9 protein-coding genes are annotated in these 16690 nt (G+C 61.1%); 5 read left to right on the top strand and 4 right to left on the bottom strand.

The window, feature by feature from the left end; all coding sequences use genetic code 11:
• Positions 1-40: 40 nt before the first annotated feature.
• Complete coding sequence (locus ACNKU7_RS11070) at positions 41-5467, bottom strand: S8 family serine peptidase (protein WP_418297044.1); 5427 nt, start codon at positions 5465-5467, stop codon at positions 41-43.
• 402 nt (positions 5468-5869) lie between these two features.
• A complete protein-coding gene (locus tag ACNKU7_RS11065) occupies positions 5870-6466 on the bottom strand; it encodes a hypothetical protein (RefSeq protein WP_418297043.1) in 597 nt (198 codons plus the stop codon).
• Positions 6467-6697: 231 nt separating this feature from the next.
• Here ACNKU7_RS11065 and groES point away from each other — a divergent pair, with 231 nt between their 5' ends.
• Both groES and groL read left to right on the top strand, forming a co-directional pair.
• A complete protein-coding gene (groES, locus tag ACNKU7_RS11060; protein WP_418297042.1) occupies positions 6698-7012 on the top strand; it encodes a co-chaperone GroES in 315 nt (104 codons plus the stop codon).
• Positions 7009-8649, top strand: a complete 1641-nt coding sequence (gene groL, locus ACNKU7_RS11055; RefSeq protein ID WP_418297041.1) for a chaperonin GroEL — start codon at positions 7009-7011, stop codon at positions 8647-8649. Before groES ends, groL begins: the two co-directional genes overlap by 4 nt.
• Positions 8650-8706: 57 nt before the next feature.
• On the opposite strand, the gene ACNKU7_RS11050 is transcribed toward groL, so the two are convergent.
• Both ACNKU7_RS11050 and uvrD read right to left on the bottom strand, forming a co-directional pair.
• Positions 8707-9873: a TRAP transporter substrate-binding protein gene (locus ACNKU7_RS11050; RefSeq protein ID WP_418297040.1), complete on the bottom strand. Its 1167-nt coding sequence runs from the start codon at positions 9871-9873 to the stop codon at positions 8707-8709.
• Between the two features lie 154 nt (positions 9874-10027).
• A complete protein-coding gene (gene uvrD / locus ACNKU7_RS11045; RefSeq protein ID WP_418297106.1) occupies positions 10028-12259 on the bottom strand; it encodes a DNA helicase II in 2232 nt (743 codons plus the stop codon).
• 318 nt (positions 12260-12577) lie between these two features.
• Between uvrD and hexR the strand changes: the two genes are divergently transcribed.
• From hexR to ACNKU7_RS11030, 3 genes are all read left to right on the top strand, one after another.
• Positions 12578-13432 (top strand): transcriptional regulator HexR, encoded by an 855-nt coding sequence (gene hexR, locus ACNKU7_RS11040; protein ID WP_418297039.1) that lies wholly within the window; start codon positions 12578-12580, stop codon positions 13430-13432.
• A 15-nt stretch (positions 13433-13447) separates the two neighbouring features.
• Positions 13448-15247 (top strand): DUF4153 domain-containing protein, encoded by a 1800-nt coding sequence (locus tag ACNKU7_RS11035; RefSeq protein WP_418297038.1) that lies wholly within the window; start codon positions 13448-13450, stop codon positions 15245-15247.
• A gap of 196 nt (positions 15248-15443) precedes the next feature.
• A complete protein-coding gene (locus tag ACNKU7_RS11030; protein ID WP_418297037.1) occupies positions 15444-16688 on the top strand; it encodes a multidrug effflux MFS transporter in 1245 nt (414 codons plus the stop codon).
• The last annotated feature ends 2 nt before the right edge of the window (positions 16689-16690 follow it).

The following is a 16690-nucleotide window of genomic DNA, read 5'->3' as shown; positions in this document are numbered from 1 at the left end:
GCGTTGAGCGGCGACAGGCAAGCTGTCGCCACCCTGACCGTCAGTGCAAGGTAACCTTGCGACGACGGATCAGGCCCGCTGCTGCCAGCAGGGCCAACAGGTAGTAGACAGAACCACCTTTTTTCTTTTTCTTCACCGGCTCAGGTTCCACCACAGTTTCACCGCCAGAGCTGCTGGAGCTGCTGGAACCACCAGAAGAGCTGCTGGAAGAAGAACTGCTGGTGGAGCCACCGGAAGATGAGCTGCTGGAGCTGCTAGAGCTGGCGGCGCCACCGGAAGAGCTGCTGGAGCTGCTTACCGGAGCCATCACTGTCACCATCACGCTCGCTTCGGAAGTCTCAACCCCGTCACTCACGCTGACGGTGAAGGTGTACTCACCTTCCGCCAGGCCGGTTACCGTCGGCGCGGCCGTGTCTGCCCCCTGGATGGTGCCAGGGCCAGCCCAGCTGAAGCTGAGTGCATCACCATCGGCGTCAGTGCTCATGCTCGCGTCAAGCATTGCACTGTCACCTTCGGTGATGGTCACGTCACCGGCAACGGCCGCCACAGGTGCGTCCTGAACGCCGGCGACGGTCAGCATGAAGGTGGTGGACACGGCGTCGTTCGGGAAGGTCGCGTCGGCAACGGTTACGGTCACTTCAGTGGTGCCATTGAAGTTTTCAGCCGGGATCAGGTCGAAGGTCGATCCGGAATCCCCACCGTGAACTTCCGCACTGACGTTGTCACCGGATACGGTGATCACGTTGGTGCCGTTGTCGTCATCGGCGTAGAGCACTTCGATGCCGGTCAGCACTTCGTCCTCGTTCACCTGCTGGTCGGCAATCTCACCCAGGGTGATGTTGCTGGCCACATGGATATCCGCGGTCACCTGCAGGGTATCCAGTCCATCGACAGCGTTAGCAACGTCAATGGTCTGCACCGTGCCGGTGGCCTTGGAGTTCACACGCACCTGGAAGGTCACGTCGAAGGCGGAAGTTTCCGGGCCGCGGTAGTCGAAACAGAACACCTGGTTGTCGTTCAGCACCGACGGCAGGTTGCCGTTGCCGATGGCGGTAGACAGGTCACCCCACTTGCCGAAACCACCGATCGCAGTCGAGGGTGATTTCAGGCCGCGCACACCGGCAGAGGCCAGGTCGCCAACGCTGAATGGGCCAGTTACTTGCGAACCCCAGTTCAGGTTGTCGTACGCCAGGTACATCTCGTAGGCGTTGTCACTGTGGTCGTAGCCCCGACTCAAGATGAACTCCACGTCGTAGCTGTCGTCCATTGCCGTCATGGTGGCAGGGTCGATACGCCCAATGCGATCCCACTCGATGAACAGGTGGTTTTCGGTAAAGGCCACGGTGGTACCGGAGTTCTCCTCATCGTTGGCGCTCGGGTTGTACAGCGCGCCAAGGATTCGACCGGGTGCCCCGTACCAAAGTCCACCGACAACCTGCATCGGGGTACCCCAGATGTAGGGATTCTGCTCGCCAAACCAGGTGTTCGCACCGGAACCACGGGTCATAATGCCATTCAGGTCAATGGCCCCGTTCGGGTGAACGTAGATGGTATCGGTAGCCAGCCCAGGTGCTTCGGTGTTCATGTAGAAGCTGTAGTTGCCGAAGTCCGGCCAAACCCAGCTGAACGGGAACGGGGCAACGCCTTGAGTAAAGTTCTCGCTGAAGAAGGAGCTCGGGTAGATACCGGCCTGTTTCAGGTCGACATAGCCACCGTCACCAATACCCACATCCGGGGCACGACACATGCTGTCTTGCAGCGAGTTGGTGATCACATACTCCGGCTTCCAGTCCACGGAACTCGGCTGTACGCCGGTCACGGCGAAACCGTTTTCAGTTTCCACCACATTGCCATGGTACTGGCTCTGGTTGGTGGACACAGAGCCACTCACCAGGGTCAGGCCTTCCGGCAGCACGCTCGCCAGCTCAAAGCTGCGGTCATAACCACCAAGGTTAGGCTGCACCTTGACCGCCACATCGATCACTTCACCACTGCGTGCACGGGTCTGTGAAGTTTCGATATCCACGTCGTTGGCGCCGCGGGTTACCTTGAACGGCACCATACCCAGGTTACCAGCGTTCATCGGGCTGTTGCCGAGGTCAAAGGCACTGTAGAAGAACTCACCCTTGGCCAAATTGAGATCCTGCCAGTGGATGCTCAGGTCGAAGGCTTCACCGGCTTCGGCGCTGGACGGCAGGGACAGGCTCAGATCGGTGGACTGATCCGCAGTCACTACGCCGGTAGCTACCTTGAAGTCATCAACATAAGCGCCGCTGTAAGTCGCGTGGTTCTGCCAGGCGATCCAGTAGTTACCCGCCTGCGGGTAGTTGATGTTACACCAGTCCTTGCCCTCGCCACTGTTGAGCACAGACTTGCACACCGCTTCGGTATCGAACTGCGGGACACCGTCGCCATTGAGGTCGATACCCACGTACAGGCCGAGCTGGCCGTAACGGTTGCTCTCGCGAGTCTCGTCACTGTGCAGGTTTTCCACCACTTCCGCGATCAGGCGCACGGCGTTTTCCGGTACGGAAACCCAGCTCATGTGCACGGTCGGATCTTCGGCATCACTGGTCACTTCGAACAGGTTGCTGCCGTTGCCGCTGGCCCGCTGATTGACCTCAATGGTCTCGAAGGTCGGTGCGACTTTTTCGAATACACGCCCGGTCAGCTGCGGAGCGTCCTTCACCTGAACGCCGGACAGGGTGTACTTGTCCGCGTCGCGGTGCGCGGTGATGTTGATATCGGTCGGCAGATCGCCGGCCGCCAGGTTCATTTCCACCGGCATACGCGCGACGGTTTTGCCCGGAGCAGCGGCATTCTCGAAATTCACCGCGCCGAACACGCTCAGGCCGTAGGGCACACCGATGATGCTCTGGGAGTCGACCCATTTGCCGGTGAACACGATGGACTGCTTCTGGCCCGCCTGCAGGGTGAAGGTGGCCGGGCTTGCGCTCAGCTGCACGCTGGCCTCGCCGGTTTCGGTGGAGATGTTCCAGGTACCGTCCACGGTGGCTTCCACGGTGCGCACCCAGGTACAGCTCAGGCGGCAGTTCATGTCGATCATGTACGGGGTATTCAGCGCGCCCGCATTGCCACCGTTGGCCGGGTTGGCGTCCAGGTACTGTTCTACCGGTACATCCATGATCAGCTGCGCATCGATCGCCGCGGCCACATCCATACGTCCGGAGCCGGTGGCCCAGGTATTGGCCTTGCCGTTGCGCGCGGGATCCCACACATCCGGAACCGCAGTCAGCTGCAGCGCAGACTGGATTTCCGCCGGGGTCCAGTCCGGGTGCGCCTGGGTCATCAGGGCCAGGCCACCGGCCACGTGCGGGGCAGACATGGAAGTGCCCTGCAGGGTGGCATAGTCGCCGGAAGCAGCTCCGCTGAACGGGTGCTCATCGGCATAGGCTGCGTAGATCGCCACACCTGGTGCTGAGATGCTCGGGGACATCACTTCACGGTTTTCCGGGATCACGGACGGCCCACGGGAGGAGAACTCCGCCATTTGATCCGCTGCTTCCGGATCGATACGGCGCTCGACCGTGGCCGGGCTCAGGGTGATCATGTGACCGCGCTCGGTGGTGCTGTCGACCCAGCGCATCAGACCGTAGTTCGGCCAGGTACCGACCCACTGACTGTTGGTAAAGTGCACGGACGGCAGTTCGTAGGCTTCGGCAACAGCGCCCTGGGTGCGATCCTGGTTGTACAGGATAAAGCCGTCGGCGCCGCCGGCTTTCACGTTCGCCACTTTGGCGGTACGCGCATTGGCATTCGGGTCATTGGGGTGGTGACGCTGACAGATCACAAACACGTTCACGTCGCCATTGGCGGCGGTGCCCCCAGTAGCAGGATCGGTAATCGGTGTGCCGTCTTTGTAAAAGTCGAAGGTGCCCGGCGCATATGGCGTGGTGCAGTAGCCGCTGTTGTCCTTCACACCTTCGGCATCTTCGTAATCCTTGGCCCAGACCACGACACCGGTGATTTCTTCACCGTTCAGGGAGCCACCGACCAGTCCGGTCTCGGACCAGCCCGGTACTTCGCTGCCGAGGGACGGATCGATAAAGCCGGCGTGGCTGACCGCAGTTTCCACCGCCATCTCACGGCCGTGGGTGGTCGCCGCCACGCTGGTCAGCCAGGGCGAGGTGTGGTTGACGGTCTGCAGGGTAGGACCTGCGTTACCGGCGGAAGCCGCAACGCTGATGCCCGCCTCGCGCGCCGCCAGGAAGGCCAACTCGGTGGCTTCATTCCACGGGTCAACGCCACCACTGATGGAGTAGTTGATAACGTCTACACCGTCCTGGATTGCCTGTTCGATACCGGCGACCAGCGCATCGCCGGGACAGCCGGCTTCCGGGTAACACACCTGGTAGGAAATGATGTTGGCGTGCGGTGCCACACCGGAAATCATCTCGAAGTCGTAGCCGGTATCGATACCGTCACTGATTTCGGCAAGTTCCGGAAGGCTGTAGGGCGCGTTGTACAGCACGTTACCGGCAACGGTGCTGGCGGTGTGAGAACCGTGACCGTTGTAATCTTCTCCGTTGGCCTGACGAATCTGTGGTCCGGGTACGCAACCGCGCCAGGTACATGTCTCGGGACCCTGATAAGTGTCGGTAATGGTCGGGTGAGACCAGACACCGATCAGCTTGCTGTTACACAGGTCTTCCTGGCCACTCACCGCACAGTCGTGCAGGTAAACGCCTTCACCCAGCGGGTTCTGCACGGTGTATTCGTCATCACCGGTTGCAGCGAAAGAGGGGTGGTCGGTGTTTACGCCGGTATCCAGGATACCCGCGACGATACCTTCACCCATGTACTGGCCACCAAGCGCGGTGATGCCGGTCCACACCTTACCCGCGCCGACGTGCTCCGGGCCGACATCGGTATGCAGTTCATAGGTGCGCACGCGCTCGATGCCTGCCACATTCGGCAACTGGGCCAGCGCTTCGGCTTCATCCTGGGTCAGTTCTGCGGTTACCGCGTTCAGTGCGATCTGGAAGCTTTCCAGTACACGCAGGCTCACACCTTTGGCAGCCGCCTGGGTAACCAGCGCTTCCTGCTTGGTTTTCAGGTGGCTGGTATACGCGTTCAGGGTCTGGTTGCCACGCGCCTTAACACCGCTCTTGAGGAGGTCTCTGGTGCTGTCGAGCCCCTCGATGCCGCCGTCGTATACGGCCGCAGGCATGTCTTTCAGGCGCACGAAATATTTGTGCGCGCCGCTGAGACCTTCCTCGCGGACAAATTTCTGGCTGTTGCTGGCATTCTGGAGCTGGATATTGGCTCCGTTGTTTTCCAGAACCTGGGACTTCTGATATTGCGCTTTATATTCCTGGTAAGCGGGTAGACTCAAATCGATCGATTTGAGCACTGCCTGCTCCTGGCCAGCAGCGGAAACGGCTTGCGCCGCTCCGAGGCTGTATAACGCGGCAGCAATAGCGCTGCTCAACGTCTTTATTTTCATAAATGCTCCTGGGCTTTTATTTTTATATCGGCTGGCCGTCATAAACCCCAGACAGACCAAGGACAGTCGATGCTAAATAACCCGCCATAGGGCATGTAACCGATCCTTTGTAACAGTTTGTAACTGCACCGATTTGGCGATTCCAAATTGAATAAAAGTCAGGTAAGGCACCAGCACGGTGCATACTTGAGTGGCGAAGAGACTGATTAATTTTCTTCAAAAGAAGGGGATCAAGCAGGAAAAATCGATCAACTTACGTAAACGACACAAAAGCACGCGGGCATTACAAAAAATAAAAATAATGCCGAACAGCCACAAATGCTTATTGTGATTATTGTGACATACGCAAATAACTTCAGCGCCGCTTGTTTGGCTTTCGAAGAGGCTGGGCCCGTAACAGCGTCAGTGAATGCCGCCGGACTCCGGAAGCATCACGCCCAGCCCGCGCAGTTGTGCTGCCAGTTGCGGGTCGCCGGATTCTCGCCAACGCTGGAACAGCTGCAGTATGTCGGTTGCACCCATCTGCCGCCCGCGGCCACAGGCCGCCGCCACCAGCTCCAGCAGCCGGGCAAAGCGCGCGGATAACTCGCGGAACACACGTCGATTGTCCCGCGCATTTTCCCCGAGATAGTCGTAGGCGCCACCGCCCATACCGATAAAGTAATCCCGGCTTATGCCGCGGCGCGTGTAGTTATCAGGAAAGAGCGCGCCCATAAACAGGGCGAGGTCGCCCAATTGCCGCAGGATCAGGCAGCGGTGGTAGTGGCTGTCTACCTCCAAGGCGTCACGGTACAGCAATGCCAGCGGCCGGATGGCGAGCTCGCCCGCGTCATAACTGAACACCTGGCCGCTGTCGCCAAACCGCGCCAGCAGGCTGCCCAGATACCACAGGGTTTCCTCCTGCGGGCGCGGATCCAGGTCTTCGGCGCCGGCCTGCAAGCGCTCGCGAAAAAAATCCGCCAGTGTCTGTTCAAAGGTGGTTTGAGATACGGATGGCATCTGCTCCTCCTTATCAGTCGGTCACTAAAACTATAAATCTGCTTTTATCGCGCTTCTATTTTTTGGACCCGGATTTTTATAAAAATTTTTTATAAAAATTCTTTTTTAACCACCCTTGAAAAATGTTTCCGGGCTCATATTTTCGCGATTGTCGGCGGGAGACCCAGACCCTGGCCGACCAACCAACCTTTAACCATTGAATCCTGCAAATGCTTATTGGGAGGAAATCCGATGAGTATCAAACCGCTCTACGACCGGGTGGTTGTCAAACGCCTTGCCGCCGAAACCACCACCAAAGGTGGCATCGTCATTCCGGACAAGGCCGCCGAAAAACCCACCCAGGGAGAAGTGATCGCCACTGGTAGTGGTGCGCCCCTCGACAACGGTGAGCTGCGCCCCCTAGCGGTCAAGGTGGGAGACCGCGTGCTGTTTGGTCAGTACGCCGGTACCGAAATCAAGCACGACGGTGAGACCTACCTCATCGTTAAGGAATCCGACATTTTTGCCGTCATTGAATCAGTGAAAGAACAGGAGAAAGCCGCATGAGTGCCAAGCAGGTCAAATTTTCCGACGACGCCCGCGAACGCATGCTGGCTGGTGTGAATATTCTCGCTGATGCCGTAAAAGCGACCCTGGGCCCCAAAGGCCGCAACGTCGTGCTGAGCAAAAGTTTCGGCGCTCCGCGCGTCACCAAAGACGGCGTGTCCGTAGCCAAGGAAATTGAGCTCAAGGACAAGTTCCAGAACATGGGCGCGCAGATGCTGAAAGAAGTCGCGTCCAAAACCGCCGATGTGGCCGGCGACGGCACCACTACCGCCACCGTACTCGCCCAGGCCCTGGTGCGCGAAGGGCACAAATCCATCGCCGCCGGCATGAACCCGATGGATCTGAAGCGCGGCATCGACACCGCAGTGAAGGCGGCGGTGGAGGAGCTGGCAAAACTGGCCAAGCCCTGTGATGACACCAGGTCGATCGGCCAGGTGGCCACCGTGTCGGCCAACTGGAACGACGACATCGGCAAGATCATCGCCGACGCCATGGAGAAAGTGGGCCGCGATGGTGTGATCACCGTCGAGGAAGGCAAGTCGCTGCACAACGAACTGGAAGTGGTGGAAGGCATGCAGTTCGATCGCGGCTACCTTTCCCCGTATTTCATCAACAACCAGGAAAAAATGCAGGCGGAACTGGATAACCCCTACATCCTGTTGTTTGACAAAAAGATCTCCAGCATCCGCGACCTGCTGCCGCTGCTCGAGTCCGTTGCCAAGTCCGGCCGCCCGCTGCTGGTGATCGCCGAAGACATCGAGGGCGAGGCGCTGGCAACGCTGGTGGTCAACAGCCTGCGCGGCATCATCAAGGTGGCAGCCGTGAAGGCCCCCGGTTTCGGCGACCGGCGCAAGGCCATGCTGGAAGATATCGCCATTCTCACCGGCGGTACGGTGATCTCGGAAGAACTGGGGTTCACCCTGGAAAAAGTACAGCTGGAACAGCTGGGCAGCGCCAAGCGCGTGGTCATCGGCAAGGACAACACGGTGGTGGTGGACGGTGCTGGCGACAAAGCGGCGATCGATGTGCGCGTGAAACAAATTCGCGCGGAAATCGAAAACTCCAGCTCCGACTACGACCGGGAAAAACTGCAGGAGCGCGTGGCCAAGCTCGCGGGCGGCGTCGCGGTGATCAAGGTCGGTGCCGCGACCGAAGTGGAAATGAAAGAGAAAAAGGATCTGGTGGACGACGCCTTCCACGCGACCCGTGCGGCGGTGGAGGAGGGCATTGTCGCCGGCGGTGGGCTCACGCTGGTGCGCGTCGCCGACAGCCTGCGCAAAAATGGCCTCAAGGGTGCCAACGACGATCAGCAGGTGGGTATCAACATTGCCCTGCGCGCAATGGAAGAGCCTTTCCGCCAGATCGTTGCCAACGCCGGCGTGGACGGCAGCGTGGTGCTGAACAACGTGCGCGACACTGCCAAGACCGCAGACAACGCCAGTTTCGGCTACAACGCCCAGACCGGTGAATACGGCGATATGCTGGAGTTCGGCATCATCGACCCGGCCAAGGTCACGCGCTCGGCGCTACAGAACGCCGGCTCCATTGCCGGACTCATGCTGACCACCGAAGTGATGGTGGCGGACAAGCCGGAAGAGAAAACATCAGAAGCCGGGGCAGGTGCCTACGATTTCTGATAGCGCTCCTCCCTCAGTGCTTACCGTGCTTAAATTCGGGGCCGCAAGGCCCCGTTTTTATTCCTGCCCGGCCTTCTGTTCAATGTGCCGGGTCTGGTAATACGCTTCTTCACTGATGCGGTGATAAGGGATCACCTGCTGCTCGAAGGCCTTGTACGCCTCGTATACCCGCCGGAACTGCGGATCTTCCAGCGCCGTCTCTTCCATGATCTGCGCGTTGATCGCTTTCAGGTAGGCAATCACATCGTCCGGCAGCCGCCGCAATTCCACCCGGTGTTCGTCCACCAGCTCCCGCAATGCGCGGTTGTTGCGCGCGGTGTACTCGTCGAGCATATCCTGGTTGGCGTCGCGGGCCGCCGTGCGCACGATGGCCTGCAGGTCTTTCGGCAGTTTTTCAAAGGCGGTTTTGTTGACGATGATTTCGAGGATGGAACCCGGCTCGTGCCAACCGGGGTAGTAATAGTATTTGGCGATCTGGTGGAAACCGAAGGCGAGGTCGTTGTAGGGGCCGACCCACTCGGTGGCATCGATGACACCGGTCTGCAGCGCGGTGTACAGCTCGCCCCCGGGGATGGTCACCGCGGTGCCGCCCGCGCGGTTCAGAACGTCACCACCGAGGCCCGGGATGCGCATTTTCAGCCCCTGCAGATCCTCGACGGAATTGATTTCCCGGTTAAACCAGCCTGCCATCTGCACCCCGGTGGAACCGCCGGCCATAGGGATCAGATTGAAGGGCGCGTAGATTTCTTCCCACAGTTCCTGGCCGCCGCCGTAGTGCAGCCAGCCATTCATTTCCTGGGCGTTGAGCCCGAAAGGCACCGCGGTAAAAAACTGTGCGGCCGGGATCTTGCCCTTCCAGTAATAGGCCGCGCCGTGCCCCACCTGGGCCGCGCCATCGGACACTGCGCCAAACACGCCCATTGCCGGTACCAGCTCGCCCGCGCCGTAGACCTTGATGGTCAGGCGGCCATTGGACATTTCCGCGACCTTGCGCGCGAAGCGCTCCGGCGCGCTGCCGAGACCGGGAAAGTTTTTCGGCCAGGTGGTGACCAGTTTCCATTCGTAGGTTTGCTGGCCCGACGGGTTGGGGGAAGAGCTGTCGTATGACGTTACGCTTTGTGCGCTATCCACCCTCGATACCACCAAGGCACCGAAAGTAACTACCAAGAGCGCAAGCAGGCCGAGGATGACGGCGGGATACCAGTTGAGTTTTTTCATATCCATTTGAATTTTTATTGTTCGTTTTTTACGTCATCCCGGCGTATGCCGGGATCCAGTGGGAATAGCAGGCACTTTAAAACTTTTGCATAGCCTGCGGTTAGCTGGATCCCGGATCAAGTCCGGGATGACGGTGCCATTTATCCGGGTAGTGGCGGCCTTAAAGCGGCTGTAACTTGGCCATGGACACCACCAGCCACTTGCTGCCGGCATCGTCGAAGTTGACCTGCACGCGCGCGCGCGGCCCCGAGCCCTCGAACTGGACCACCGTGCCCTCGCCGAACTTGGCGTGTTCCACGCGGCCGCCCAGTGCCAGAGGCGGCAGGTCGTCGTCGAACTCCGGCGCCGGGTCGGAGTAGGGGTTGATACCGCTTCCAAATTTACCGTAGTTGGGCTGGAACAGGGGCTTGGAGATCTCCGTCTTGAGACGCACTTCATGCACCAGGTTCGGCGGGATTTCATTCACAAACCGCGACGGCTTGTTGTAGGTCTCGGTGCCGAACAGGCGGCGGCTCTCGGCGTAGGTGATATACAGCTTCTGCATCGCGCGGGTGATGCCCACGTAACACAGGCGCCGCTCCTCCTCCATGCGCCCCGGCTCCTGCGCCGACATTTTGTGCGGGAACAGGTTTTCCTCCACCCCGGCCATGAACACCAGCGGAAACTCCAGGCCTTTGGCCGAGTGCAGGGTCATCAGCTGCACCGCATCCTCGAACTCATCCGCCTGGCCTTCGCCGGCATCCAGCGCGGCGCTGTCGAGGAACTGGTTGAGCAGGGAGACTTCTTCTTCGTCCACCACTTCACCCTCGGCGTCGGTGGCCTGGGGCACACCGTCGAAGGCGCGGCACGCGCTCACCAGTTCCTGTAGGTTCTCCACCCGGGTCTGGCCTTTCTCGCCTTTTTCCTTGCTGTGGAAATCCACCAGGCCGGTCTTCTCGATCGCCAGCTCGGCAATATGATCGAGGGTCTTGTCGACACTCTCTTCGTCCAGTGCGTCCACCAGACTGAGGAAGCTGGCCAGGGCATTGCCGGCGCGGGCCGCGAGCACTTTCTGCTGCAGCATTTTCTCGGCCGCCGACCACATGGAACTGCCGTGCTCGCGCGCGAATTCACGCACCAGCTCCACGGTGCGCGCGCCGATGCCGCGGGTCGGGGTGTTCACCACCCGCTCGAAGGAGGTGTCGTCGTGGCGATTGGTAATCAGGCGCATGTACGAAAGCGCGTTCTTGATTTCCATGCGCTCGTAGAAGCGCTGGCCACCGTAGATGCGGTAGGGCACCTGTTCCCGCAGCAGGCCTTCTTCCAGCACCCGCGACTGGGCGTTGGAGCGGTAGAGGATGGCCACGCTGTCGCGGCGGTTGCCATCGCGCACCCAGTCCTGGATGCGCTCGACGATAAAGCGCGCTTCGTCCTGCTCGTTGTAGGCGGAGTAGAGCGCGATCGGCTCGCCCTCGTCGCCCTCGGTCCACAGTTCCTTGCCGAGGCGGTCGCTGTTGTTGGCGATCACCGCATTGGCCGCCTTCAGGATGGTGCTGGTGGAGCGGTAGTTCTGCTCCAGGCGCACCATCTGCACCTCGTGCAGGTCCTGCTCGAAGTGCTGGATGTTTTCGATCTTGGCGCCGCGCCAGCCGTAGATAGACTGGTCGTCATCGCCCACCGCAGTGATCCGGCACTCGTTGCCTGCCAGCAGGCGAAGCCAGGCGTACTGTATGGTATTGGTGTCCTGGAACTCATCCACCAGGATATACGGGAAGCGGCGGCGATAGTGGGCAAGGATGCCGTCGTTGTCGCGCAGCAGTTCGTGCGCGCGCAGCAGCAGCTCGCCGAAATCCACCACGCCCGCGCGCTGGCAGGCTGCCTCATACGCGCTGTAGATCGTCACCATGGTCTGCAGCCACGGATCGCCGGTGAGCTGAATGTACTGCGGGCGCAGCCCTTCGTCTTTCTGCGCACCGATCCACCACTGGCTTTCCCGCGGCGGCCACTTCTTCTCGTCCAGCCCCAGCTCGTTCTGCACCCGCTTGATCAGGCGCAGCTGGTCGTCGCTGTCGAGGATCTGGAAGTTCTGCGGCAGTTTCGCTTCCTGCCAGTGGGCGCGCAGCAGGCGGTGGGCAAGGCCGTGGAAGGTTCCCACCCACATGCCGAAGGTGTTCATCCCCAGCAATTCTTCGATGCGCCCGCGCATTTCGCGCGCGGCCTTGTTGGTGAAGGTCACGGCCATGATGGAGTAGGGCGAGGCGCCCTCGACCTGCATCAGCCAGGCGATGCGGTGCACCAGCACACGGGTCTTGCCCGAGCCGGCGCCGGCCAGAACCAGTTGGTTACCCGGGGGCGCGGCCACGGCCTCGCGCTGGGCGTCGTTCAGGGGGTCTAAAAGTAGTGATACGTCCATGGGCGGGGATTGTATCAGAGCCACGGCTGGATACCTGTTTATATGAACAGGATTTATATCCACAACTACTGGCTGCGAAGGGACTGCTGCCGGGTGCGCCTTCGCCGGACCGTCTGCGGCCAGGACGGCCGCAGCCGAGCCCCCAGGGATGGGTTTACGGCGTGTCCGGCGAAGGCGCACCCGGCAGCAGACCCGCCACCAATTCTGGTATGTGCTCAGCGATTCGCCAGCATGCAGGCTTCTACGATACCCGCAGTGCTCGCCAGCACCCGCCTGTGCCGCTAAACTGCACGGCTTGAACCAGAGTAAGGTAATGTCGTGAAGCCAGCGGAAGTCACGCAGAAGATCAGCGAACAATTGAGTTCCATGCGCAAATCAGAGCGCAAGGTCGCTGAATATATCCTCGCCAATCCCGACGAAATCATTCATATGCGTATCGTCGACCTGGCAACCGAAGCCCAGGTCAGCGAACCCACTGTGGTGCGCTTCTGCCGCGCCGTGGGCTGCTCCGGGTTCCAGGAATTCAAGCTCAATCTCGCCCAGCAGCTGGCCTCAAGCCCCAGCTTCGGCCAGATCGCGGTCACCGACACCGACACCATCGCCGAATACAAGCGCAAGGTGTTCGACTCCACAGTCGATACCCTGCTGAACGTGCGCGACAAGATCGACAACCGCGCCCTCGAGGCCGCCGTGACCGCCATCGCCGCCGCCAAGCGGGTGGAATTCTTCGGCTTCGGCGCCTCCGGTGCCGTCGCCGCCGACGCCAAGCACAAATTCTTCCGCCTGCAGCTGGCCGCCGCCGCCCACTCCGACCACCACATGCAGAGCATGTCGGCCATGAGCATGGAGCCCGGTGACGTCGTTGTGGCGATCTCCCAGAGCGGCCGCACCTCCTCGCTGCTGCGCTCAATGGAAATGGCCAAGCAGCAGGGCGCCACCGTGATCGGCCTCGGCCCGAGTGGATCCCCGGTTACCCGCAAGGCGACCATTCCGCTGGAAGTGGACGTCGAGGAAGACATCGAACTCTACACCCCACTGTCCTCACGCATCGCACACCTGGTGGTGATCGACGTGCTGGCCATCGGCGTGGCCCAGCGCAAGGGGCCCAAGTTGCAGGAACACCTGCTCAAGCTGAAACAGGGGCTGTACAACCTGCGGGAAGAGAAGCACTAAACAAGAGACGCAGGAATGCAGGGAAGCATCCAGACCGCCGAAGCGCCGGAGTCCGCAGGGGAGCCTGGCAACCTGACGCACGCCAACAAGCGCGTGATCCTCATCAGCGCACTGATCCAGGGGCTGGCCCTCTACGGTCTCAAGTTCTTTGATGCAGTGGAAAGCTGGTCGCCAGTCTGGCAGTACCTCTGCTACACCCTCGCCATCGCAATACCCCCCCTCGTCATTGCGATCACAGCCCCGCGTGTTGCCCACAGCGCCCGCTGGGTAATCGCCGGCTACGCCGGCGTCCTGGCCCTGCTGGCAATCTACCGCGGCTATCAGTGCACACCTGCGGAAACGGTTCACTGCGGCCCGCCTGTGGCCTATGCCATTGCCATCGTCATCGCCACCTTCATCCTCGCATTCCTGTTGCGTGCCAGCGCCACCGGTAACCGCGCGCTGCAGCGCCCGGATTACCCGGCACTGTTCCACTACTCCTGGGATAACGCCCTGACCGCGGCGCTCACGCTGGCCTTTACCGGCATCTTCTGGCTCATTTTGCTGCTGTGGCAGGGGCTGTTCCGCCTGGTTGGGATAGATTTGTTCCACGAGTGGTTCAGGCAGGACTGGTTCATCTATCCGGTGACCTGGCTGGTGGCCGGGTGCGGCGCCATCCTGTTCCGCGCCCAGCAAAGTTTCGTGCTCACCCTGAAACGACTGCTGCGCACCATGCTGATGGCGCTGCTGCCACTGCTCGCCGTGCTCACGCTGGCATTTCTGGCGACACTGCCCTTCACCGGGCTGCAGCCCATCTGGGATACTGGCCGCGGCAGCGCTCTGCTGTTATGGCTGGTGGCCGCACTGCTGTTTTTCACCAACGGGGTGATCCAGGACGATTTCCCGTTTGCCCGCTACCCCAAGTGGGTCAACCGCCTGTTGCTGCTGGCAGTCGCCTTGACGCCTTTTTATTGCGCGTTTGCCGTGTACGGCCTGGCGCTTCGGGTGCAGCAGTACGGCTGGACCCCGGAGCGGCTGTGGGCACTGGTGGTGGCTCTGACTCTCGCGCTGCTCGCGCTGGCCTACAGCCTGGCGATCGTGCGCCGGCACAGCCTCTGGTCCGGGAACCTGCGCCAGATCAATACCGGCCTGGCATTCTGGGTGCTGGCAATCTGCCTGCTGACCCAGACACCGCTGCTGAATTTCTGGCAGATCAGTGCCCACCACCAGGCCGCGCGCCTGGCCTCATCGCGAGTAGCGCCAGCGGAGTTCGATTTCTTTTTCCTGCGCCAGCAACTGGGCCGCCCAGGACTGGCGGCATTGCAGGACCTACAGAGCCTGCCAGCGGTGCAGCAGGATCCCAAACTGGCCGCCTATGTCGGGGAACTGCTCGCCGCCGGCAAAATTGACTGGAAACTGCGGGAGAACCCACTGCAGTCCGCCGCCGACGCGCGCAAGCTGCACGCCATCCCGGTACTGCCGGAGGGTCAACGGTTACCTGACGCCTTCGACTATCGCCGTCAGGGCAATGATTGCGGCGAGTCGCGCCGCCAGTGCCTGTGGCTGGCGCAGGATCTGGATGGCGACGGTGGGCGCGAATATCTGCTGTTCATTTTTACCCCGGCCACCGGGGATGAGGCGCACTGGCTGCGTATTCTGGCTTACGCTTACCAGGATGAAGACTGGCGGGTGGTCGCCAGCAGCAGCCGGCAGACCCGCGAAGACTTCGCCAGCCTGCGCGGGCGCCTGTCCGCTGGCGACTTCAGCCTGCGGCCGTCGCACTGGCAAAGCCTGTATATCGGCGACGAGTTGCTGTTCGATCCCACCCGCGACTGAGTCCGCGATAACTCGCCCCTGTTCCTCACTTTAATTTGTCATTCCGGGCAATCGCCCGGAATTGCCCCTTGGGTTTGCCGCCGCCGATCCGCTACCATGCGCGCGCAGTACACACTGCCCATCGCCGGCATGTGGCCCAACCTGAACGGGCTTCCCCCAGCCGGCACCTCCTTTTTACCGCTGTTTCCGAGTCGCCATGCCGCCGCTGAACCTTACCGCCGACACCCGTCCGCCACGCTGGCTCGCGCCCTGCCTGGCCGCGCTTGTCGCCCTGACTCCGTTTGCCATCGACACCTACCTGCCGGCAATTCCCGCCATGGCAGCAGCCCTCGGGGTTACCGTCGCGCAGGTGCAGCACTCGGTGTCCAGCTACCTGCTGGGGTTTGCCATCGGCCAGCTGTGCGGCGGGCCGCTCTCGGATCGCTGGGGCAGAATTGTGGTTGGCACCATCGGCCTTGGGATCTTTATCGCCAGCACCGCGCTGATCCTGCTGGCCAACAGTGTGGAATGGCTGGTGGCACTGCGCTTCCTGCAGGCGCTGGGCGGCGGTTTTGCCACAGTGATCAGCGGTGCCATTGTGCGCGACCTGTACAGCGGCCGCGAAGCGGCGCGGGTCATGTCGATGATTGCGACCATGATGCTGATCGCACCGCTGGTGGCGCCGGTGATCGGCTCCACGCTGCTGACACTGGGCGACTGGCACGGCATCTTCGTGTTTCTGCTGGTGTACGGTGCGCTGATGCTACTGCTGGTGCGCGGTGTGCTGCCGGAGACCGTATCGAAATTCCGCCGCGCGCGCCGGCAGCGGGAATCCCGCCGCAACCTGTTCCGCAACTATGCGCAGATCTTCCGCACACCGCGGGCACTGGGGTTCCTGTTCGCGCAGGCGCTGGTTAGCGGCTGTATGTTCATCTACATCACCACCGCACCGTTTGTGTTTATGGAACACTTCGCGCTGCCGGCGGCACGGTTTCCGCTGATGTTTGGCAGCTGTGTGCTGCTGCTGGCGGTAATGGTGCAGCTGAATATTCGCCTGCTGAAGTTCTTCGAGCCGCGCCAGATCCTGCAGGCGGGTATCGGCCTGCAGCTCGCGGCCTGCGTGGTCCTGCTGGCGAGCACACTGTATTTCGGCGAGGCGCAATCACTGCTGGCGTGGATGCTGCCGCTGGTGATGGCCATGGGCGCCATCGGCATCATTACCCCCAACAGCGCCGCCTGTTACCTGGAATTTTTCCCCGGGATCAGCGGCACTGCCAATGCGCTCTATGGGGCGTCGATCTTTATCGCTGGCGGCCTGCTCGGCGGACTGGTCAATAGCGTGCACACCGGAACCTTGGTGCCAATTGCCGCGGGTATGCTGTGCTGCGCGGCCGCCGCGTTTGCCTGCCTGCTTTTTGTCGCGCGCGCGCGGCAACCGATCGAGATTGGTCGCGCGCGCTGAAC

It is taken from the genome of Microbulbifer weihaiensis (assembly GCF_048323715.1).
Taxonomy (GTDB): Bacteria; Pseudomonadota; Gammaproteobacteria; order Pseudomonadales; family Cellvibrionaceae; genus Microbulbifer.
Note: the sequence above shows the minus strand (reverse complement) of the source record. Positions and strands in the feature narration are given on the sequence as shown.

Coding starts and splice junctions, on each gene's coding strand:
- groL (WP_418297041.1), top strand. CDS start 7,009: ATGAGTGCCAAGCAGGTCAAATTTTCCGACGACGCCCGCGAACGCATG.
- ACNKU7_RS11070 (WP_418297044.1), bottom strand. CDS start 5,467: ATGAAAATAAAGACGTTGAGCAGCGCTATTGCTGCCGCGTTATACAGC.
- groES (WP_418297042.1), top strand. CDS start 6,698: ATGAGTATCAAACCGCTCTACGACCGGGTGGTTGTCAAACGCCTTGCC.
- ACNKU7_RS11050 (WP_418297040.1), bottom strand. CDS start 9,873: ATGGATATGAAAAAACTCAACTGGTATCCCGCCGTCATCCTCGGCCTG.
- ACNKU7_RS11065 (WP_418297043.1), bottom strand. CDS start 6,466: ATGCCATCCGTATCTCAAACCACCTTTGAACAGACACTGGCGGATTTT.
- uvrD (WP_418297106.1), bottom strand. CDS start 12,259: ATGGACGTATCACTACTTTTAGACCCCCTGAACGACGCCCAGCGCGAG.
- ACNKU7_RS11030 (WP_418297037.1), top strand. CDS start 15,444: ATGCCGCCGCTGAACCTTACCGCCGACACCCGTCCGCCACGCTGGCTC.
- ACNKU7_RS11035 (WP_418297038.1), top strand. CDS start 13,448: ATGCAGGGAAGCATCCAGACCGCCGAAGCGCCGGAGTCCGCAGGGGAG.